Origin of the sequence: Leeuwenhoekiella sp. W20_SRS_FM14, from assembly GCF_052119605.1 — a bacterium.
In the GTDB taxonomy this organism is placed as follows: Bacteria; Bacteroidota; Bacteroidia; order Flavobacteriales; family Flavobacteriaceae; genus Leeuwenhoekiella.
The window spans coordinates 144,103-165,555 of record NZ_JBGQOK010000003.1 but is presented as its reverse complement, the minus strand read 5'-3'; the positions used below and the strand labels follow the sequence as shown (position 1 = coordinate 165,555).

Annotated in this window: 15 protein-coding genes; 11 read left to right on the top strand and 4 right to left on the bottom strand. The window is 37.6% G+C overall.

Going from position 1 to position 21,453, the window contains the following annotated elements:
- The first annotated feature begins 18 nt into the window (after positions 1-18).
- The 4 genes from modA to ACEN25_RS06870 are packed head-to-tail and all read left to right on the top strand — an operon-like array spanning position 19 to position 2,771.
- Positions 19-831 carry a molybdate ABC transporter substrate-binding protein gene (modA, locus tag ACEN25_RS06885; protein WP_441802280.1) on the top strand — a complete coding sequence of 271 codons (813 nt, stop codon included), beginning with the start codon at positions 19-21 and terminating at the stop codon, positions 829-831.
- A complete protein-coding gene (locus ACEN25_RS06880) occupies positions 824-1,228 on the top strand; it encodes a TOBE domain-containing protein (protein WP_441802279.1) in 405 nt (134 codons plus the stop codon). Before modA ends, ACEN25_RS06880 begins: the two co-directional genes overlap by 8 nt.
- On the top strand, positions 1,225-1,896 hold the full coding sequence (modB, locus tag ACEN25_RS06875) for a molybdate ABC transporter permease subunit (RefSeq protein ID WP_441802278.1): 672 nt from the start codon (positions 1,225-1,227) through the stop codon (positions 1,894-1,896). Before ACEN25_RS06880 ends, modB begins: the two co-directional genes overlap by 4 nt.
- A complete protein-coding gene (locus ACEN25_RS06870) occupies positions 1,893-2,771 on the top strand; it encodes a sulfate/molybdate ABC transporter ATP-binding protein (RefSeq protein WP_441802277.1) in 879 nt (292 codons plus the stop codon). Before modB ends, ACEN25_RS06870 begins: the two co-directional genes overlap by 4 nt.
- Before the next feature lie 171 nt (positions 2,772-2,942).
- On the opposite strand, the gene ACEN25_RS06865 is transcribed toward ACEN25_RS06870, so the two are convergent.
- Together ACEN25_RS06865 and ACEN25_RS06860 are read right to left on the bottom strand one after the other, a co-directional pair.
- Complete coding sequence (locus ACEN25_RS06865; protein WP_441802276.1) at positions 2,943-6,548, bottom strand: ShlB/FhaC/HecB family hemolysin secretion/activation protein; 3,606 nt, start codon at positions 6,546-6,548, stop codon at positions 2,943-2,945.
- 224 nt (positions 6,549-6,772) lie between these two features.
- The gene (locus tag ACEN25_RS06860; RefSeq protein WP_441802275.1) at positions 6,773-7,639 is read right to left on the bottom strand and encodes an SdiA-regulated domain-containing protein; all 867 of its coding nucleotides are present in this window, start codon (positions 7,637-7,639) and stop codon (positions 6,773-6,775) included.
- Positions 7,640-7,846: 207 nt separating this feature from the next.
- On the opposite strand from ACEN25_RS06860, the gene ACEN25_RS06855 reads away from it, so the two are divergent.
- On the top strand, positions 7,847-8,731 hold the full coding sequence (locus ACEN25_RS06855; protein ID WP_441802274.1) for a DUF808 domain-containing protein: 885 nt from the start codon (positions 7,847-7,849) through the stop codon (positions 8,729-8,731).
- Positions 8,732-8,785: 54 nt separating this feature from the next.
- On the top strand, positions 8,786-9,010 hold the full coding sequence (locus ACEN25_RS06850; RefSeq protein WP_441802273.1) for a tautomerase family protein: 225 nt from the start codon (positions 8,786-8,788) through the stop codon (positions 9,008-9,010).
- 10 nt (positions 9,011-9,020) lie between these two features.
- Here the strand turns inward: ACEN25_RS06850 and ACEN25_RS06845 are convergent, their stop codons facing one another.
- Together ACEN25_RS06845 and ACEN25_RS06840 are read right to left on the bottom strand one after the other, a co-directional pair.
- The gene (locus tag ACEN25_RS06845) at positions 9,021-9,797 is read right to left on the bottom strand and encodes a 3-keto-disaccharide hydrolase (protein ID WP_441802272.1); all 777 of its coding nucleotides are present in this window, start codon (positions 9,795-9,797) and stop codon (positions 9,021-9,023) included.
- A gap of 34 nt (positions 9,798-9,831) precedes the next feature.
- Positions 9,832-12,864: a beta-L-arabinofuranosidase domain-containing protein gene (locus ACEN25_RS06840; protein WP_441802271.1), complete on the bottom strand. Its 3,033-nt coding sequence runs from the start codon at positions 12,862-12,864 to the stop codon at positions 9,832-9,834.
- Between the two features lie 502 nt (positions 12,865-13,366).
- On the opposite strand from ACEN25_RS06840, the gene ACEN25_RS06835 reads away from it, so the two are divergent.
- The 5 genes from ACEN25_RS06835 to ACEN25_RS06815 all read left to right on the top strand — a co-directional run bounded on the left by ACEN25_RS06835 (position 13,367) and on the right by ACEN25_RS06815 (position 21,452).
- Complete coding sequence (locus ACEN25_RS06835) at positions 13,367-13,972, top strand: RNA polymerase sigma-70 factor (RefSeq protein ID WP_441802270.1); 606 nt, start codon at positions 13,367-13,369, stop codon at positions 13,970-13,972.
- A gap of 76 nt (positions 13,973-14,048) precedes the next feature.
- Complete coding sequence (locus tag ACEN25_RS06830; protein ID WP_441802269.1) at positions 14,049-15,161, top strand: FecR family protein; 1,113 nt, start codon at positions 14,049-14,051, stop codon at positions 15,159-15,161.
- A 10-nt stretch (positions 15,162-15,171) separates the two neighbouring features.
- A complete protein-coding gene (locus ACEN25_RS06825) occupies positions 15,172-18,528 on the top strand; it encodes a SusC/RagA family TonB-linked outer membrane protein (RefSeq protein WP_441802268.1) in 3,357 nt (1,118 codons plus the stop codon).
- A 10-nt stretch (positions 18,529-18,538) separates the two neighbouring features.
- On the top strand, positions 18,539-19,999 hold the full coding sequence (locus ACEN25_RS06820) for a RagB/SusD family nutrient uptake outer membrane protein (RefSeq protein ID WP_441802267.1): 1,461 nt from the start codon (positions 18,539-18,541) through the stop codon (positions 19,997-19,999).
- Positions 19,986-21,452 carry a hypothetical protein gene (locus ACEN25_RS06815; protein ID WP_441802266.1) on the top strand — a complete coding sequence of 489 codons (1,467 nt, stop codon included), beginning with the start codon at positions 19,986-19,988 and terminating at the stop codon, positions 21,450-21,452. Before ACEN25_RS06820 ends, ACEN25_RS06815 begins: the two co-directional genes overlap by 14 nt.
- The last annotated feature ends 1 nt before the right edge of the window (position 21,453 follow it).

Genomic DNA, 21,453 nt, shown 5'->3' with positions numbered 1-21,453 from the left:
CGTTTTAAAAGCCTTATTTTGTTATCACTCATACTCTATTTAAAAATGCACAACAGTTTTAAGATTGTAAATAGACTGCCCGTAGTTTTAACCGTACTTGGTATTAGTATGCTTTTTGTTACTTGTAACCAAAAATCTGAAACCGTTTTAAGTATCGCAACTGCGGCAAATATGCAGTTTGCAATTCACGAATTAGCAGCAGACTTTACGGCCAAAACAGGTGTAAAATGCCAGATTGTAATAAGTTCATCAGGTAAACTTACCGCTCAGATTAAAGAAGGCGCGCCCTATGATATTTTTGTAGCGGCAGATCTAACCTATCCGCAGGCGGTATATGATGCCGGGATGGCAATAAATCCTCCTAAGATATATGCATACGGTAAACTGGTTTTATGGTCCTATTCAGACGAGTCATTGCCTATTTTACGTATGCTTACCAGTGCTTCTATACAGCATATTGCACTGGCAAACCCTGAGACTGCACCCTATGGCAGTGCGGCTATTTCAGTATTAAAAAGTCAGCATTTATACGATTTTATCTCCCATAAGCTGGTTTATGGCGAAAGCATAGCTCAGACGAATCAATTTATAACTTCGGGCGCAGCCGAGATAGGCTTTACAGCATTAGCAGTAGTAAAATCTCCTGCACTTAAAAACAAAGGTAACTGGGCTGTTATCGATGAAAAACTTTACGATCCCATAGCTCAGGGCGTGGTGGTGCTTAACCGGGAAGACGCAAACTTAAATGCGGCATCAGCTTTTTATGATTATCTTTTTTCGCCTGAAGCGCAGAAAATACTTTCAGATTTTGGATATTCGGGAAATGAATAAACTACACGGTCATATACACGCTTTGGAAGTAAGCGGCCATTTAACGATAGTTGAGGTTGCTGTGACTTCTGAGTTATTTCTCAAAGCAATCGTGATTGATACCCCGCAAATTGCAGACTATTTACAAAAAGAACATAAAGTATCGCTTGTCTTTAAAGAAACTGAAGTAATTATAGGAATAGGTGAGCAATCTAATGTGAGTTTGCAAAATCAACTACCTGCGACCATTTTAGGTATTGAAAAAGGAAAATTATTAAGTAAAATCAAACTAAGTACTACTGCCGGTGCTCTTACTTCAATCATAAGTACAGCAGCAGTTTTGAAGCTAAATCTTGCGGTCTCAAGTGAGGTTGTAGCAATGGTTAAGTTAAACGAAGTTATGCTACGTAGATTATGAATTGGGAACCGCTGTTACTCACATTTAAACTTGCTCTGGTGGTTACTTTAATTTTATTAATCATCGCAACTCCCATTGCATACTGGCTTAGCAACTCTAAATCCCGTTTAAAACCGGTTGTAGAAACCTTAGTAAGTATGCCTCTGGTTTTACCGCCCACCGTTCTAGGATTTTATTTTTTAATGGCATTTAGTCCTAATAATGGGGTGGGAAGTTGGTTAAATTCTATTTTGGGTATAAAACTGGTTTTCTCATTTACAGGATTAGTAATTGCTTCCGTAATTTACAGTTTACCGTTTATGGTGCATCCTATACAATCTGGTTTGAGTTCGATCTCCAGGTCCATTACAGAAGCTTCTTACGTGATGGGAAAATCAAAATGGGAAACCTTATTTAAAATTCAGTTTCCTCAAATTAAACCGGCAATACTAACCGGTATAGTATTGTCATTTGCGCATACGGTAGGAGAGTTTGGTGTGGTTTTGATGATAGGTGGAAACATTCCCGGTAAAACAAAAGTAGCATCTATAGCAATTTACGATGAAGTGGAAGCGCTTAATTATGACGCAGCTAATTTTTACTCACTGGTACTTTTTGCAATCACTTTTTGCATACTGCTTCTGGTTTATCTCGTAAACGGAAATTACTTTAAAAGCTTCTTCAAATGATAAAACTTGATCTCAGCAAAACGTTACAGGCGGCAGAAGGGGAGATGCTATTACGTTTAAATTTACAAATTGAAGCGGGTGAGTTTGTTAATCTTTATGGGCCTTCGGGTGTGGGTAAAACCTCGACCTTACGTATGATTAGCGGTTTAATGAAACCTGATTCAGGAACTCTTAGTGTTCATGATGAGGTTTGGTTTGATGCCTCAAAAAAAGTAAATCTTCAGCCTCAAAAACGAAAAGTAGGCTATGTCTTTCAGGATTATGCGTTGTTTCCGCATATGACGGTTCTTGAGAATTTAGAGTTTGCTAAAGCAAAAAAAAGCCAGAATAACTCAATCCCAGATCTTTTAGAACTTATGGAGTTGGGCCAGTTGCAAACCCGTAAACCTGATACATTAAGCGGTGGTCAAAAACAGCGCGTCGCGTTGGCACGTGCACTCGTTCAAAAACCTGAAATTCTATTACTTGATGAGCCACTGGCCGCTTTAGACACTACAATAAGATACAAGCTGCAGGAATATCTCAAACGCGTACATAACGAATTTAATTTAACCACGATTCTTATCTCTCACGATATTAGCGAAATTGTAAAACTAGCAGATCGCGTGATTTGTTTAGAAAATGGTTTAATTACAAAACAAGGAACTCCCGAGCAGATATTTATTAATCAAAATCTAAGTGGAAAATTTAAATTCACTGGTGAAGTTCTAAAAATAGATATAGAAGAAATTATAAGCATTGTAACGGTGCGCATTCATACCGAAGTCGTTAAAGTGGTCATTCAACATGAGGAGGCAGAACACTTAAAACCCGGAGACAAAGTACTGGTTGTTTCTAAAGCATTCAACCCTTTACTCTATAAATTAGAAGGATAGTTTAGTATTCACTATTTTTCATTTTCAGAATGCTAAGCAGTTGTGCTTCTCTAGTTAAAGTGCTTCTGGATATTTCTTTTTACTTCGGGTTAAAATGATAATGTTGTAAAGCAAAAAATCCTGCTTTGTTAAAAGCAGGATTTTGATTTGATTTAAATTGTGTTCTCAGTTTTAGAACGCAAAACCTAAAGTAAAAACTAAGCGGTTAGACTCATCACTCAAGTAGTAACCCACATTTGCGGTAAGTGCTTTAAATCCGTTTATAAATACAGAACCCCCGTAACTGTTGTGCCACTGGTCTGAATTATCGTTTTCAGTCCATACGCGACCATAGTCAAAACCTGCAGAAACACCTATACGCAGCGGTATAAAGTTGGTTTTAATTTCAGAAAGTCCTACTCGTAAATCGGTGCTTTGATAAAATGATGTTTGTCCGTTAAAACGCTCATTACGAAAACCTCTTAAACTTTGATTTCCGCCTAAAGTAGCCCCGTGGTAAAACTCGTAATTATCTCCAAAATTCATATGTGCACCTACTTTTGTTGCTAAAACGGCCATTCCGCTAGGGTGTAAGGGTATATCAACAGAAAGGGTTGGTTTTAGGTAAGTAAACTCGTTGTGGTACTCATCAATATTAGACTTGTAACCCGCAACCAGATCAAACTGATACCCTCTTCTAATAAAAGCAATCTCACCTGCTTTATTTTTATACTGAAAACTAGCTTCTGCACCGACATAGGTTTGATTGTCAAACACATCATCTGTAGGGTTTAAATTTACAGGAGGTATATTAATACCTGTAACACCGTTTATATCGTACTCAACATTAAGGGACTCAATACCGGCACCTACACTAATTGTTACATTATCCTTTCTGTATTTTAAAGATGGAAAGACACTCCATTGTTTGATGCGTACCCGGTTAAAATCGCGATCTACGGCATCATCGTCATAAAACGTGTCGTTTCCGATTCCAAAATAATTGATTGCATAATTAGGGCTGGTGTAGCGTGCATCTAAGGCAAAATTCCAATTGTAAAATACGTGAGCAAATTCACCTTGATAAATAAGTTCAAAACCGCTGGTTGCTGAATAAAATTGTGCTGTTATAGATTGTTGAGTTGAGAACGGGTTATTAGCCAAACCATAAGTTGTATAAGTGTCTTTTACACCTACTTTAAAACCGGCATCCGGGTCAAAACCAATACTTGGGAACAATGTGTTTGCATTTAATTTACGAGAAGCATCATTGTAGTTATTAATTGTATAACTATCAACTAACCATCTGCGTGTAGCCGAATTGGTAAATGTGTTTTTCTTACTCTTGTAATCATACACTTTTGCACGTTTAGTATTTTCAAAATCGTAGATGTCATTGTTTTCTCCTCCTAAAATTTTAAGCGGAATATAATGATCGCCGGTTCCTGTGATTTTAAAGGTGTCGTCATCATCAAGACCGTAAATCCAGATTTCTTTAGTAAGTGATTGATCATACGTTCTTTCAAAAATAACATCTTCTGAAGTAATTAACCTTACCGTTGTTTTTCCGTCTGGTTGGCGTGTGATTAAGAAGTCATCTTTTTCACCGGTTCCGGTAATAATCTGGTGACTCATTAAATAATCGTAATACCGTTTTGCGATAGATTCAAGATTATCACGGCGTCCTTTTAAACTACGTTTGATGTTAACAATGCTTTCATCTTGTGCAGCATCGGGAAGCGTAGCAAAAGCTTTGTCAATTGTTTCGTCAGTTAGATTTTCCTGAATAAATTGTACTTGCTTTTCCCAGTCTGCCCAGGTAATTTCCTTCAAAAAAGCCTGATCAAGAGGATATGCATAACGACTCATCCATTTGACATTGTCAACATCATCATCATATTTTTCCATAGAGCGAAAATCAATCATCCCCATTTTTAAAATACTAAGTACGAGGCCGTCGTATTTAGGAAACGCCTGATCGCGGTCACGACGAATGGCTTTATATGATTTGTTGCCGTCTTCTTTTTCGTACTCTGCCCAACGCCATTGGTCGTAGTGACGGTCGTAGTCACCCACAATAAAATCCATTAAACGAATTTTCAAATACGTGGGTTCATCTACCTGATTCTTTTTAGACTCGCGAGTTTCAGCTAATAGATCTTTTGTACTTATAATATCGTCTGCATTACCAAAACGTGAAAAATCTTTATTCTCGTCACCTGCATGAGCTTCAAACATATACAGCTTGTCACCATAATCTTCGTTATAAATGCCCAATTGTTTCTGTTTTGGTAAGTAATAGAGTTTAGGTTGTGCATTGTAAATAGCTAAACTGTCAAAAATAGGATTTAAGGCAAACGGGGCATAGGGTTGTGCAGTGGTATAAAAGTCCTGTACAATATCTTCTGCGATGGTATTCTGCATAAAATCTTCTACATAATGATCTTTAATTTTCGACTGAATGAAGCGTACCGCACTTTTACGAACTTCACGAACCGTATATTCATGTTCTTCATCATCTATAAGGCGTAGCGAGCGCGATTGATTACCACCACCTTCTGAAATTGCATGAAGATTACCAGGTAATTTTGATAAATCAAGTACAGGGGCTTCAACCTCTCTACTGTACAAATCTCGGTAATGATTACCCCATAGCATTCGGTAAAATCCGCTTTTGTTTGTTTCTTCTTTAGTGTAGATCGAAGTTTTAAATGTAGGCCCAAGATTACTAATGTCAGGATAGGTTACCTCTTCAGGCTGTGTTTGCTCAGAGCGTATTACTTTTTCAAATAATTTTTTAGTTTCTCCCTTACCAGTCTCAAAAAACTCAACCTTAGTACTGCGATTTTTATAAACCGTAAGTCGTGCAAAACCATTTGTTTTAGCCGCAAACTCATCATCTTTTGTGTTGCGTACCTTATCGAGTTTTGCAGATGCAGCACCACTTATAATTTGAGGAACATCGTGATGCGTGAGGTATTGAAGGTTTCGGTCACTTGCCGAAACAAAAATCACATCAGGAAACATACCTGCCAGGGTTTCTAAAGTACCGCCTAGCTTTTCACGTTCATTGCTATGAAAATCTTCTTTACTCGTACCACCTATACTTTCTATAAAACTTTGTTTAGAATTTGTAGAAACCGAGTGATACACCGCAACTATAACCGTTTTATTTTGCTCATCTTTTAGATCATCTTTAAACTTTGCAAAAAAATCATCACGAGTTTTAATGTCACATTTGTTGTTGAGATACAGATGATCATCCCAATCTTCAAGAAACCACTGTGAATCTATCATCAACAGTTCGGTGTTTTTCATACCTAGATCTTCAATTTCGCGAGGGCAACCGTCATTAGGCCAGAATTTGACTTTGGTATGGTCTTGTATAAAAGACTCCATATCATCTATATTTTCGTGACCATTCTTATTCCATTCATTTTCCCCGGGCATAAAAATTACGTTCCCATTAAAATCACTTAAGGGTTGCATAATGCTGCTTTCAAGAAGTTCTTCCGTTTTTTTTCGGTCTGATTTTTTTGGAGGATACCCGTCTTTAGTGATGTTTCCTAAAGCTACGAAGGTTGCATGTTTATCGCTTTTAGACATGGTGTTTATAGCCTGTAAAACCGACTGGGTAGGATTTCCCGTCTGCAATTCGGTATTGCCTGTAAAATAGAAAACCTGTTCAATTTCCTTTTCCTGGGCAAAACCAAATTGGCTTAGTATGAGTAAAAGGACAAAAAATAAATATATTTTATTATTCTGTGAGGGTACCGCAGGTGCGTATTTGTGAATCATATGGTGAAGGTGAAATTTTAAAAATCGAAAGTATAGTAAATATGTTAATGCTTAAAAACTTTTAACCCTCTATAACACTGTTTTAATGAAGTGTTAAGAGTTTTTGAATAGTAGTTTTAAGAATTCAACCCAATAGATTGGCGGGGAGTTTTATATTGACCGAATTTTTCTTAAAAATTTATGCGAAAAGTAAGCCGTACAGCTGTGTAGCTCGCTTTGAAATATTAGTGTTCATCAAGGGTGACTTCCATAAGAGTTGCTACACCCGAAGCAGCTTCATTAGCAATATAAAGTTTACCGTCTGGACTAAAAGTTATTCCTTCGGGCTGCGCAAAGTGAAAGGTATTTAATTCGTGTAGGGCTTTAATACTTCCATTAGGATTTAGGATGAGTAATTTTGGCTTTTTACCATCTACAATGTAATAATCTCCTGTTTTTGGATGAATTGCCAGATCTGAAGGATTGAAGGTTTTTTGTTCTTTTTTCTTTTGAAAATCGGCAAAAGCTTCGGCATTCATATCTATTTGTACCACCGGATTTTCTTTCTGAACTTTAGTATCTAAGGGAATTTCATAGATACCCTTAAACCGTTTTTCATTGAGTCCTTTATCTTTAGAAACTGTGATAAGATTACGCGTTTTAGGGTTGAAAGCAAGACTCTCTATATTATTGTCTTCGTCAAAGGGGGTATTGAAATGACTTACATTTAATGTGTCTTTCATATAATTAAGAACCTCAAAAATACGACCGTCGCTGCGCATTATATATGCGTTTGTGCTGTCTAATGCAATGGCCTCATAATCTCCATTTTCAGCAAATTCTACGTCATAAGAAATCTCTTCGCTATTCAAATTATAATGATAAATATAACCGTCTTCGTCTTGTATACAGGCGAGTGTAGAATCGTTAACCCAGGCCAGACCGCTTACCTCGTTTAAAAGTTCTGGCAATTCCCAGGTTTTTACAATAGTGTAAGTAGCGTTTTCTAGTATCTCTTTTTCTTCAGCAATTGATTTTTTATAAAAAGCATAGGATAATATGCCAGAAAAGCACAACGCGCCAACAATCACATAATGTGCAAGATATTTCATAGCTGAATTTTACAAAGATTTCATTTATTCTTAATTGAAGTAAAACTAAGAAATAGAATTCTACACGGGTCTGGCTTTAAAATAACTTTAATGTTTGTAGGCTTAATGGAAATCTAAACACATATATAATCTAATAAATTATAAAATATTTAATTCCATTTTAAAAATTGGGAACTTATATTGCTGCCCTAACCAAAAACAGGCTTTATGGCTTCAGGATTTTTTGCCCTTTTAGATGATATAGCAGCATTAATGGATGATGTTGCAGTAATGAGTAAGGTAGCAGGTAAAAAAACTGCCGGTATTCTAGGCGATGATCTGGCTGTAAATGCAGAGAAAGCTTCGGGGTTTATGTCTGACCGTGAACTGCCCGTTTTATGGTCAATTACTAAAGGTTCGCTTCTCAATAAAGTCATCATTTTACCAATTGCTTTTTTGCTGAGTGCCTTTTTACCGGTTGCAATAACGGTGATCCTAATTTTAGGAGGGCTCTATCTTGCCTACGAAGGTGCAGAAAAATTATACGAGTATTTTGTACCTCACAAGAAGCATAACGACATTCAAAATTTAGACAAGCTTTCTAAAGAGGAGCTAATGACCCGTGAAAAGGAAAAGGTAAAATCTGCAATTTTAACCGATTTTATACTGTCTGTTGAGATCGTAATTATTGCTTTGGGTACGGTGAGCACAGAACCCATAGCAACTCAGATTGGCGTTGTTACCGTCATTGCCTTTCTGGCTACCGTGGGCGTTTACGGAATTGTTGCACTCATCGTGCGTATGGATGAATTTGGAACTAAACTGATCAACTTAAATGAGGAGGAAGATAGCTTTTCAGACAAGGTTGGTTTGTTTTTAGTAAATGCATTGCCCTGGGTAATTAAAAGCCTTGGTGTAATAGGTACCATCGCACTTTTCCTTGTTGCCGGAGGAATTTTTGTGCATAATCTGGACTTTTTTCACCATTTAGAAGAAATTTTGCATTTGCCGGCAATCATTTTTGAATTCCTTGCAGGATTGCTTATTGGCTTTATTGTTCTTTTGATATTTAATGGTGCTAAAAAGATAATCAAACCCAAAGCAGCGCACTAAAGTTCTTTTCGCATACTATTTTTTCTTCGGAATCTAATTAAATAAAACAGCACAATGCCACACATCATACTTAAGAGTTTTCCATTAACTGAAGAAGAGCGAACAAAAGTAACCGAAGCATTGTCTCAAACCCTGCAACAATCTTTAGGTAAGTCTGAAGCTTCTATTTCTGTTGCAATAGAAGAGGTACCCAAAGAAAACTGGCAAGAGCAGGTGTATAACACTGAGATTGCACCACATATGGATACGCTTACTAAAAAACCGGGTTACTCGTATTAAGAGTTTTAGCTTATAACTTTTTAAGCTTGATATCCTTAAAGATGACTCCCTGACCTTCGGCTTGTAAACCTATATAACCGCTTGTAAGGGGTTTACCATCTACTTTATATTGTGGGTCAAAACCATTGGCAACTTCGCCACCGGTCTGAGTTTTTGTATACTCAAGCACTTGCTCACCATTTACTTTATGAATTACGAGCGAGTCTTTATAAACGATGAGTTCTGCTTCAATCCACGTGTCCCAGGTATAGGTTTTTGAAGACGAACTGATACAATGATCATTAGATTTTTCACCCTTATAAAACACATCAGTTCCCGGGGAACACATGTTTCCGGTAGGTCTGGGTTTTCCCGGTTCGGCTTCTGCCAGCATTTGATATTCTACTGAAATAGGCCAGTCCTGCTCCCTTAAAATAGTTTTAGGATCTTGTGAATGAAACATAACGCCACTATTGCGATATGTATAACTGGGTGCATCCTGCATCCATTCATCTGTAAATTTGTATTTGAATTTTAGATGAAAGGATTCATAGGGTTGCTTATAAAATAAATGCCCGTAGCGGTTGTCAAACGTGTCATAATCTTCATAACTCACCACGATGGCACTATCTATAACACGAAAAGTATTGGCATAATTATCGCCTAACTCGTGGTGAAAAAATTTGGCTTCCCAACCATCTAAATTTTTACCGTTAAACAAAATTTCCCATTCATTTTCTGCCGGTTGATTACAAGATAACAAACCTAGAACAGGAAGTAAGAATACCATCAATTTAAAAACACGCATAATTGTAGTTGTTGTTGTGTTATAAATATCGGTATTATTCTAAAGCTACATCAAGATAAACAGAATGTCTTCCGTAGGTTTCATAAAAAGGTTTAAAAATCACACCATCAATTGTAAATTCTAAGTGTTCAGGATTCCCTGAAATGGTTTCTCCCAGATTATTTGCTTTTAATACTATTTTTCTCCAGTCCTTACGTGGTGCATCTTCTTGTGCTGCTAGTAAAACCGGACCGTAAAACAAACTTGCGATATTCTGCTGATCCATCACCGGGTCTAAATGAAACTGAAAAGGCATTGTTAATTCTACCGTATCTCCATTTTTCCATGTTCGGTTTATTGAAATATATGTACCAGGCACTGCTTTTGTTTTTTGAACCTTGCCATTAATTTTAACTGTAAATCCGCCTGTTGCCCAACTCGGAACACGCACATTTAGATCAAATTTTCCTGTTCCGTTTATAGTTAAAAGAGTGTGATCTTCCTTAGGGAAAGCTGTTTCTTGCTTTATGGTGATGTTGCGTTCTTTCCAGTCTAAAGTTGAGGGAATGTACAGGTTTACATAGAGTGCTGTGTTGTCTTCATTTTTGAAATAAATCGAATTTTGAAGTTTGGTACTGCTTTCTAATGCCGTACCATTACAACAGGTAAAACCTTTCATATCTGCATTGCCAAAATGCTTTTGCGAACCCGGACGCAGCGATATATGATACGTATTTGCGGGGCTGTCTTCTGCCACCGATGCTAATATCTGATTGTATAATCCCTGCTCGTAATAATCCATATATTCGGGACGCTGATCGTATAAAAATAAGTTGCGGGTAAGTTTAAGCATATTGTACGTTCCGCAGGTTTCATTTTGTCCTCCGGACGAAAGTCCGTTTTCATAAAGCGTTGCCGGCTGACTCACAAAGCATTCTGCATTAGCCGGGTTGCGGGCACCTGCCACACCACCTATGCTGTACATATAGTCATTTTTGGTCTTGTACCAGAAATTATCGGCAACCTTAAAATATTCGGGAGCGTTAGAATCCCGATACATTTCTAGAGCACCTACAATCTGAGGAATGTGCTGGTTTGCGTGTAAACCGCGAAAAGTATCTACATTCTTTGCAAGACCATGGGAGTGTTGCGCGTCACCATAAAACATGTCGATATTGTCAAACAGTTTTGCTGTTTCCAGATAGCGAGGTTGGTTAGTTATACGCGATAGACGTGCCATAGCCTCATTCATTCCGCCAAATTCTCCTGCGATATAGGTGTTCCACATACTGATGAGTGTTTCGGTAGGAACCTGACTTAAACGGGCGTGTACCCAATCTCCCATACCTTTTGCAACTTCAAGAGCTTTCTCATTTCCGGTAACTTCATATACATCCATAAGACCTGCAAGAATTTTATGCAGTGTATAATAGGGCGCCCAGATTTTTGTGTTTTCAGTACCGTATTTAGCACCGTGTTCTAGCATAATAAATTGGTCTGGCGGGTATGCGCTAATAAATCCTGTGCCCCAGTTCCAGTAATCGGTGCGAATTCCTGCCTCGCTCAAGTCAGAATCATAACCGGTTTTACCTGCTGCTACAGGAACCGCTGTAGGCTCTGAAACAAAACTGCCACCTGCCGTTTTAGGTTTACCCGAACGTTGTGATAACTCATAAAGCGTATTGACCATATAGTCAATTTTTTTGGCGAATGCTTTTTGAAGTGTCACATCATAGCTTGTGCTGGCATAGGCTTGTGCAATAGCAGTAAGATAATGACCCGTAGCGTGACCTCTTAATTTGGTTTCTTGTGAATCCCAAACACCTAAAGGTTCTGCACCCTCAGGTTGTGGTTGACCAAAAGCATTGCGAAACATATACAGAAAAGCATCTGGATTGGTCTCGACAAGCGTATTGATGAACTTATCCCGGTTCTCAATAAATTTTGAACTGTGCCCTTGTGAATCTGCATTAAGCGAAACAGCGCTAAGATCAAAAGTTTCGAGTTTGCGTTCTGGTGTATTTTGTGTGCTTGCAGTAGTTACAGTTACTGTTGCTTTAGGTTTAAAACTGGTGCCGGGTACATTTCCGGTTACTTCATAAGTACCTGTTTTTAATACCGAAGCATTATCTGTAGGAGCAGGCCAAAGAACCCGTACTTGCGGTCCTTTAATTCCTTTTTTATACATACCATTTACATAACGGGGTAATCTGGGTAATTGTCCTACAAGTGTGGTGACCGTTACATCAGAGACTCCAGTTAAAAATTGATTATAAAGTTGGGGTGTATCTTTAGGAAACTGCGGCAAATCATCTTCAAGTTCTTTACGCTCATTAACAACACCTTCCTCACCTTTCAGAGAGTTATTATAAATCGTATTTATTTGATTTTCGCTTAACGGAATGCGGTAAATTCTAAAGTCGTGCAGTTTGGCATCAAGTGATTTCCCTATACTTATTACAGGGTTTTTACCAAAAATTGCATCCAAATCAAATTTTAAATCACCGGCTGTTTTTGCTAATTCACCATTTATATACGTGTGCATAGTCTGGGCAGGGAAATCGATAACAACGGTTATATGTTGCCATTTTTTTACAGGAAGTGCATCAACTTTAGTTTCAGCAATGACTTTGGAATCGTTAGAAATTCTGGTTACTAAACCATTTTCTTTTTTGGTTCCTGAAGGAGCTACAAAAAATTGAGTAGTTGTATTCTTTCCGAAGTTAAAAAACGCTGCGTTTTGAATTTCAGAATTTAAATAAATCCAACCCGAAATACTAAGTGATTCGATGTCATTTAGGGTAGCTGCAGGAAGCGTGATGTAAGTTTTAGAGGTAGCTTTTAAATGGAGTACTTTATCAAATACAGGGTCTTCTACATAAGAGTTTTCAGTAGTATTAATTGTGGCGTGTAGATTGTTACGTGACCAGTCTTTTACATTTTCATCAAAAATATATCGAGCGATAAGTCCTGTTTCTCCAATACCATCCAGAATTTGATCTCCGTTTTGCGCGTGTAATTGTGTACTATAGAAAATAGCGCATAGGAAGTAAAAAACCAGGTAAGGAGAAAATTTAAAAGCATTCATAGTTTTAGATTTAGAAAAACTGCTAATGTGTAGGCCTGTGATATACATTCTTTAAATTATATAGCGAAGCATACGAGTTACGTAAAGTTACAATTAGCGGGATAAGATTCTGATCTGATGTTAACCGTACTTGATACTATTTTAATAGAATAAGACAAAACAAGCTCCTCAAATGGAGAGAATAGTATCAAAAAAGAAATTGTTGCACACTCTCAGATCAAAGTATCTACTCTAGAAGACGCTGCTACTTTAAAAAATCATTCTTAACACACGTGTTGCGATTAAGATTGTTATGAAAGTTTGAAATTAAGCAAATGTGTACCACGGGAAATATCTTGTAGGGAAGATATGAGCAATTTAGGCGAATACAGGATTCTTAAATTTTAGAAGCTTTTAAGAGTGACTAAATAATTTAAATAAGTGATTATTCAATTTAATTTTTCTGCCATTATTCATTTTCATTCTAAGTAAGCCTTAAGTTTGTAGTTGTAAGATTCATTTAATGCCCCTACAAAATAAAGACGCTACAGATGCATTGCTATTTTCTCAATTCAAAAAAGGAAATGAGCGTGCCTTTACGCACTATTTTGAGTCGTATTACGCGGCGCTTGTTGGTTTTAGTAAGCAATTTGTTTATGATGAAGATCAAGCACGGGGAGTAGCTCAGGAAGCTTTTGTAAATCTTTGGGTAAATAGAAATCTGGTTGATAAACCTGCGGGAATTAAATCTTTTTTATATACCTCGGCAAAATCTAAATGTCTCAATCTTTTAAAGCACGAAAAAGTGGTGCGTAAATATCAAGACAAAACCCTGGCCGATAAAGAACGCAATCTTAATTTAGAAGTGTTGCATGCACTCGATTTTGATAGTTTTAGCCTATTAGAATTAGAGGAAACAATTGCTCATTTAATTGCAAAATTGCCAGAGCAAACGCAGTTGATATTTAAAATGAAACGAATTGAGCATAAAAAAAATTTAGAAATAGCTGAGGAGCTTTCTATTTCTGTAAAAACGGTAGAAGCTCATATGACACGGGCATTAGCTTACTTAAGAGAATCCCTTACCGACTACCTTCCGGCCTTTTTAATTGCTCTGATTTTAAAGTAATCTTAAAAAATTCACAATTTAACATAGGGTTTGCTGATTCTGAGTTGTACCTAATATAAAGCAACTCTAAAAATCAATGAATTCATCAATTCTTTATAAATACTTTAATAATGAAGCTTCAGAAGAAGAAGTGGCTTTATTGTTTGATTGGATAGCAAAAGATCCTCTCAATAAAAAGGAGTTTATAAGATTAAAAACGGCCTGGGCATTATCAGAATCCAGTACGATTGCACCTGCACGTTTAAAACACGATAGGGCACAACTTAAACTTTCTAAAAAAATATTTAAACCCTGGCGTTATGCTGCAATATTTATAGTTCTGGTAGGAGTGGGCCTTGCCTGGTTTGCTACTCAACAAAATAAACCCAAAATAGAGGAGTCTATTGTGCTTAAGATTAATCAAGAAGAGAATCATAATCTTACAAATGTTACTCAAGATGTTATTACCACTTTAGAAGGTACGGTCGTTGCAGAAGTTGCTAAAGATGAAATTCATTTTCTGGAGCAAAAAGATACGCTTAAGGTGACTAACCAATTAATTAAAGTACCCTTCGGTAAAACCTATAAAATTATACTCTCAGAAGGTTCGGTGGTATATTTAAATGCGGGTAGTTCACTTCAATTCCCATGCTCATTTACCGGCAAAACCCGTGAAGTGAGACTTACCGGTGAAGGATTTTTTGATATAGCTAAAAATGAAAATCAGCCATTTATAGTACACGCAGCAAGGCTTAATGTTCGCGTTTTAGGAACTCGTTTTAATGTACAGGCTTACACCGAAATGAATAGCGTTGAAACAGCACTTGAAGAAGGGCGTGTACAGGTAGGACTTGAAAACGGCTCAAATTTAGAATTAACCTTAATTCCCGGTGAAGTGGCTACTTATACAAAGAGTTCTAAAAGCCTAATTAAGGCTAATAAAAATATTGAAGCTATTACTGCCTGGACGCGTGGCGAACTACTTTTAAATAATACCCCCAGCACCGAAATATTTAGAACGTTAGAAAGACATTTTAATGTTAAGATTCTAAATGACTACGAGGCTCTCAATAAGCAAACCTTTAGTGGTGCCGTAAAATTAGAGCGTAGTATTGAAGAAATTTTACAATTACTCAAACTAGACACTCCATTCGATTTTACCATTAAAAACAACCAAATCAATATTACTCAACCTTCTCCAAAAAATTAAGCCTTTGCGTATGAATTCATTATTACACACCTTTAAAACAAGTCGTGTTTTAAAAATCATTTTTGTTTTTATAGTTCTGTTAACCAGTCAGAATACGTTTTCACAACAAAAATCAATTACCTTAAACCTAGAAAACACGACATTAAGTGAAGTGGTCAATAGCATCGAAAAACAAACTTCCTATCGATTTGTTTACAATGTCGGAAAGGTAGATTTACAACAACGCATTCAAACTAAAACCATAACGGGCACCGTAAAAACACTGCTCAATGCCGTTTTTAATACGCTTCCCTACAGCTATCGCATTCAGGGAGAACAAATTATTATTCTGGCTACTGAAGTAGAAACAACCCAGCAAACCCAAACGCGAGTTATTAAAGGTAAAATTACGGGTCCTGATGGGTACGGACTTCCGGGTGCTACGATTAGAATTTTGAATACCGGTAAAGGTGCGATGACTAATCTTGATGGGGAGTTTCTTTATAAACTTACCGGAACTCTTATTGAAGAAACCCAACTTGAGATAAAATATTTGGGTTACAAGTCCCAAATTATTCAGGTAGGTGACCAAAGTAGGTTTGCAATTCAACTTGCAGAAGCTCAAAACGAGTTAGATCAGGTAATTATAACTTCTTCTTATGGAACTAAAAAATTAAAGGAAGAGGTCGTAGGAAGTATTGTTACACTTACTAATGAAGAAATACCCACACAGCAAGCTACCGAAAGTGTTGATAAAATGCTTGAAGGACAACTAGCCGGTGTTTTGGTTGAAAATACATCTGGAGTAGGTGGCCCGGTGAAAATTAATATACGTGGTCAAGGCTCATTAACACCTTTAGGCAATGCTGTTTTAGGAACATCTACCCAGCCACTAATTATTATAGATGGTGTGATAATGACTGAAGAAACGGGAATTGATAATGCCTTTTTTGATGGTTCAGGAATTGCTGCAGAGACATTTAATAATCCTTTAGCACAAATAGCTCCAGATGATATTGAAAGTATAAATGTTTTAAAAGATGCAGCCGCTGTAGGTGTTTATGGTGCAGATGGTGCAAATGGGGTTATTATAATAACCACAAAAAAAGGTAAGCGTGGTAAGACTAAATTTAATTTTTCGTCTCAATTGGGTATCTCTGAAGCGATTAATCAAATCAAGTATCTAAGTGGTAATCAATACACACAATTACGCAATGAATACCTCAAAAATACAGGAGGTAATCTCTTACCACAAACAACTATAAACACAAATTGGTTTGACTTACTTAATCAAACAGGTGTTTACAAAAAGTACAATTTAAGCGCCTCAGGTGCTTCAGAACGCTTCAACTATAGAGCCAGTGTAACCTATTTAGATATAGATGAACCGCAGGTGGGTAATGGTGCAAAACAAGTTAACGGAAATGTAAGTCTTGGCTATACTGCACCTAAATTTAATATAGGAATCTCGCTTACTCCCAGCTATATTCAAAATACCGAGCCTAACTCGTATTACAATTATGCGTTTATCCCTACAATAGCACCGTATAATGAGGATGGTTCTTTTGCAGACATCGGGGTTTCCACTCTGGCAAACCCCTTTGCTGCAATAGCGCAAAACAGAAATGAATCTGATGCTTACGGCATCTTGGGAAGCTTAAATGTAGGGTATCAACTCTCACCCGGTTTAAAGGTTTCTTCTCTTTTTGGTCTGGATTACAAAGACAAAACGCAGGACCGCTATTTTTCTGGGGCAAATGAAAGCGGACAGGGGAACGGAACTTTTATTCTAGATGGTGTAAGCTATCCCAAATGGGGACGCAGACTTATAAACGCTAGAAATTCTACCCGCTGGAACTGGCAAACACAAGCTTTTTACGAAAAACAATTAGGCGTTCACCATTTTGATATTTTGGGTGGGTTAGAACTAAGTGAAGAAAAAACCGATTTGGCTTACGATTCGGGTATCGGTTTTATCAATCCGGGTGTGATTAATGCCGTGAGCGATGCTATACAGGATGATGATCCTGCTACCGAAGTTGATGAGCGTCTTTCAAATCAGGTATACCGCGTTGATGTGAACAACAACTCGAGAGTATCTTTTTACTCGCAGTTTAATTACAATTATAAGGGTAAATATTTTCTTCTCGCAAACTTTAGAAGAGATGAAAGTTCTGTTTTTGGGACCGATAGTAACATAGCGTATAATGGCGGTGCAGGTTTGAGCTGGATTGTTTCTAAAGAAAATTTTCTAAATTCTGTAGATTGGCTAGACTTCTTAAAATTAAAAGCCAGTTACGGAAGTACAGGAAACTCTCGTATAGGTTCGTACAGATCTTTGGGTCTTTATACCCGCAGAATTAATGGTGGTTATAACTTTCTTAGCGAAGCTTCTCCCAGTGCAGCACCCAACCCTAAGTTGAAATGGGAAAAGAATAATAAGTTCAATGCAGGTCTAGATCTCAATCTATTTAACAGGTTACAACTTACTGCAGAATATTATTATGATGATTTACAAGATTTAATCACCTCTCGCGATATCCCAACCGAAAATGGGTTTAGTGCCCTGCAGCTTAATGCAGCACAGATGTACAATAAAGGTTTTGAATTTAGTGTGCGTATGAAGTGGTTTACGGCAGAAAAATTTAAATGGAGCACTTCTTTTAATCTGGCTACGCTAGATAATAAAGTGACCGATTTAGTAGGTCTTGGTAGCGATTACTCGATTGCTTCAAATGCTTTGGCTCAAAAAATAGGCTACAGCACCTCTACCATTTGGGGAATTAACTGGGTAGGTATCGATCCTGCTACAGGACGTGATTTGGTCTCAAAAAACGGACAAGTTTATGACTTAGCCACCTATCGCTCTTTATTTAATGAAGATGACTGGGAGCCTATAGGCAACAGACAACCCGATGCTTATGGCGGTTTTAGCAACACTTTTCAAATAGGGACAGGGTTTACACTGGCAGTGAGAGGTTCTTATCAAATAGGAGGTAAAGAGCTTATATCAGATATATTGTCCTCACAGTATAATGTAACTACAAATCGTAATCTTTCTGTAAATGCTTTTGATTACTGGCGTGGTCCCGGTGATACTTCAGCTTTACAGCCGGTAGTAACCAGCTCAAATCCGCTGGCATCAAATATGAGCAAGAATGTGTATGACGCCACATTTGTAAAATTAAGTAACATCAATCTTTCTTATAACGTGCCTATAGATACTTCAAAACTCTTTTTAGATCAGCTTTCAGTATTTGTAGATGTTTCTAATGTTGCGTATTGGTATAAAGTTAACCCTGCAAATGGGCGCAATGGCATACGCGAACTCAATTTTACCTATCCTCAGGCACGTACAATTTCTTGCGGATTAAAAACCAGTTTTTAACCAGACAGTTATGAAAAATATATTTTTAAAATTTACGATAGTGTTGCTAAGTCTTAGTGTTTTAGGCTGTAGTGACTTTTTAGAACAAGAACCCGGTAGTCAGATATCTATAGACGAGCAACTGGCAACTAAAGAAGGAATACTCGAGGCGCTCGCGGGTTTATATTCTAATGTAGAAGCTACACTACGTACAAGCCCATATACAGTTTATGCAGATTTACAAGGCGGAAATATAAAATTCTCACCCGTAGCTTCAGGAAGTAGAGTAGGTCAAATCAATGTGCCGGCAAATCTGGAACAGGTTTATAGCTTTACTGATACGGCTTTAGATAGTGACCTGGATAGTTTTTACGATGCCTGTTATACAAATATAAATGCAGCTAATCTTATTATTGAAAATCTGGATACTGCCGCAAATCTTTCCGCAGAAGAGCGTGATCAGATTCACGCAGAAGCACTTGTATTTAGAGGGTTAATGCATTTCATGCTGGTACAGGTCTATGCGCAGGATTTTAATTTTTCTTCGGAAGTTAAAAAAGGAATTGTTTATAAAACCGAAAGTTTACAGGAAGAATTGCAGTATGCCGCCAGAGCAACGTTAACCGAAACCTATGATGCAATTGCAACCGATTTTAATACCGCGCTTAATCTTTTTACAAAGACACAGGTTCTTGCCGGTCCAGATTATTCGTATGTAAATTTAGCCAATGCCAAAGCTTTGTTAGCACGTGTTTATCTATCTCAGCAAGACTGGCAAAATGCTTTTGACCTTGCAGAAGATGTGATTTTAACTTCAGGTGTGACGCTTACGCCTCAGGGAGATTATGTAGCCTCATGGGAACAGCCATTGGCACCCATTTCAGAAACCTTATTAGAACTTTCGGTGCGACGAGACACTGATGGATCACTAGGAGGATCGCTGGCAGCAACTTACGGTATAAGTTCGTCAACCTCGTACGGCGATTTTGTTGCATCACAAGATTTACTCGATTTATACGAAGCAGATGATATACGTAAAGACATGTTTATTGAGGCTTCTTTACCAACTTTAGAAGGGATACAGCAGGTAAACCGAAACTATTATTTTACTAAAAAATTTCAGGGAGAACCGTCTACTCCGGTCATACGATTGAGTGAGGTGTATCTTATTGCAGCAGAAGCGGCACAGCAACTTGGCCGTACTAGTGATGCGCTTGGGTATTTAAATGCAATTCGGGAACGAGCAAACTTACCAGCCCTTACAGATGCCTCAAATCTCGAAGAATTTATTTTTCTGGAGCGCAGGCGTGAACTCGCTTTTGAAAGGCATTTACTTTTTGATCTTAAACGTCAGGGTCGCTCTATAAACCGCAATGACGGGTGTATTGCACAAACCTGTACACTCAATTACCCATCAAACTTTTTTGTACTTCCCATACCCCAAAATAATATAAATCTTAACGCAAATCTTATACAAAATGAAGGCTACTAAACTTCTATTATTACTCGTTTTAGGAATCATTTTGGCGTGTACAGATGATGATCTAAGCAATCAGGAAAATCAGGATTTTACATCCTTTGTACGATTTAATTTTCTAGTTAACAGCAACAACGAACCGCTAGAATTTCCTGAGGTAACCGGAGGCCGGCTTCCGGTGTCTAGCTATACCAATACCTCATTAAAGACGGTAAAAATCCCGGTAAGTATGAGTTCGCGATCACTTGAAGGAACGATTACAGCCGCTTATGAAATCGCATCTACTTTACCTGCAACGGCGTATACAGCAATACCCGAGCAACTTAGTTTTACGGCAACACAGCCTACAGATACCATTTTTGTAACCTTCAATGACCGATGGACAGGTAATGACGAACTCGAGTTTACCTTGACTTCGGTTTCTGATGCTTCGGTTCAACTGGGAAATTTAAACACTACGAGTCCTAATACAACTTTTACATTAGCACTGGGAGACATAAACACTTCGTATCGTTTTAATACCAGTCGTATCGAGTTAGCCGGTACAGCAGGGGAGACCACCACTTTTAGAGTAGAATTTCCGGCAGGTTATATCGCTTCAGAAATTGATGATGCTTCTTTGTTTCAATATTTAAATGGATTTGATTTTGATCTCGAACGCTCAAAATTAGGTGTAGATTTTATTGAATATACCCTTACACTAAATGAAAATCTGGCTAATGACGATGTAAACTTTCAGTCTATTGTATCGCTTGCACCGGTAACCAATTATCAAATTTTAGGCAATAGTAATTTGTTGGTAATAAAACCGATTAAGACCAATCGGGTTTTAGCAACTAATCCTGCTTCGCATTTTTACGACATCAGCAATCCGTTTTATTTAGCACGAGGCGAAAACTGGATCGATCACGATAATGATGGCCTATGTACCTGGAGATCCTGGACAGCATTTGCCGTGCCTGTAGTAGTATCTGCAGATGATCCCAATGCGATTTTAGGTTCAGATAACGGTACTCCCGAGACCGATGATGATATTTATTATGACGCATTTAAAATGGGTTTTAAGTCTTCTTTGCCTAACCGAACTACTAACCCGTTTAACCTGCAACGTTGGTTTGACAATGAGTCAACTAATGCAGATACTTCACCGGGTTTTAATATCGAAACGGCAATCGAATTTTTTCCTGAAAATGGAACCAACACTACCCAGGGTACGGTTTCGGTCATCCCGCAATTTCTTGCGATTTCAAGCCGGGATGATAAATTGTATGAGTTTGCAATTTCAGGGTCAGGAACTTATAGACAGGTCAATGCGACTCTTTGGGAAATAAAAATGCAGCTACGAGTTACCAATGAAGAATTGTATGGGGGCACCATAACTTCAGAATACTTTATTTACAGTGATAGGGGGTATGATGATCCTGTAGATCTGCCTGGAAATAGTTGTGTAAATGAAATCGAACTTTAAA

Coding starts and splice junctions, on each gene's coding strand:
- ACEN25_RS06880 (WP_441802279.1), top strand. CDS start 824: ATGAATAAACTACACGGTCATATACACGCTTTGGAAGTAAGCGGCCAT.
- modB (WP_441802278.1), top strand. CDS start 1,225: ATGAATTGGGAACCGCTGTTACTCACATTTAAACTTGCTCTGGTGGTT.
- ACEN25_RS06870 (WP_441802277.1), top strand. CDS start 1,893: ATGATAAAACTTGATCTCAGCAAAACGTTACAGGCGGCAGAAGGGGAG.
- ACEN25_RS06865 (WP_441802276.1), bottom strand. CDS start 6,548: ATGATTCACAAATACGCACCTGCGGTACCCTCACAGAATAATAAAATA.
- ACEN25_RS06860 (WP_441802275.1), bottom strand. CDS start 7,639: ATGAAATATCTTGCACATTATGTGATTGTTGGCGCGTTGTGCTTTTCT.
- ACEN25_RS06855 (WP_441802274.1), top strand. CDS start 7,847: ATGGCTTCAGGATTTTTTGCCCTTTTAGATGATATAGCAGCATTAATG.
- ACEN25_RS06850 (WP_441802273.1), top strand. CDS start 8,786: ATGCCACACATCATACTTAAGAGTTTTCCATTAACTGAAGAAGAGCGA.
- ACEN25_RS06845 (WP_441802272.1), bottom strand. CDS start 9,797: ATGCGTGTTTTTAAATTGATGGTATTCTTACTTCCTGTTCTAGGTTTG.
- ACEN25_RS06840 (WP_441802271.1), bottom strand. CDS start 12,864: ATGAATGCTTTTAAATTTTCTCCTTACCTGGTTTTTTACTTCCTATGC.
- ACEN25_RS06835 (WP_441802270.1), top strand. CDS start 13,367: ATGCCCCTACAAAATAAAGACGCTACAGATGCATTGCTATTTTCTCAA.
- ACEN25_RS06830 (WP_441802269.1), top strand. CDS start 14,049: ATGAATTCATCAATTCTTTATAAATACTTTAATAATGAAGCTTCAGAA.
- ACEN25_RS06825 (WP_441802268.1), top strand. CDS start 15,172: ATGAATTCATTATTACACACCTTTAAAACAAGTCGTGTTTTAAAAATC.
- ACEN25_RS06820 (WP_441802267.1), top strand. CDS start 18,539: ATGAAAAATATATTTTTAAAATTTACGATAGTGTTGCTAAGTCTTAGT.
- ACEN25_RS06815 (WP_441802266.1), top strand. CDS start 19,986: ATGAAGGCTACTAAACTTCTATTATTACTCGTTTTAGGAATCATTTTG.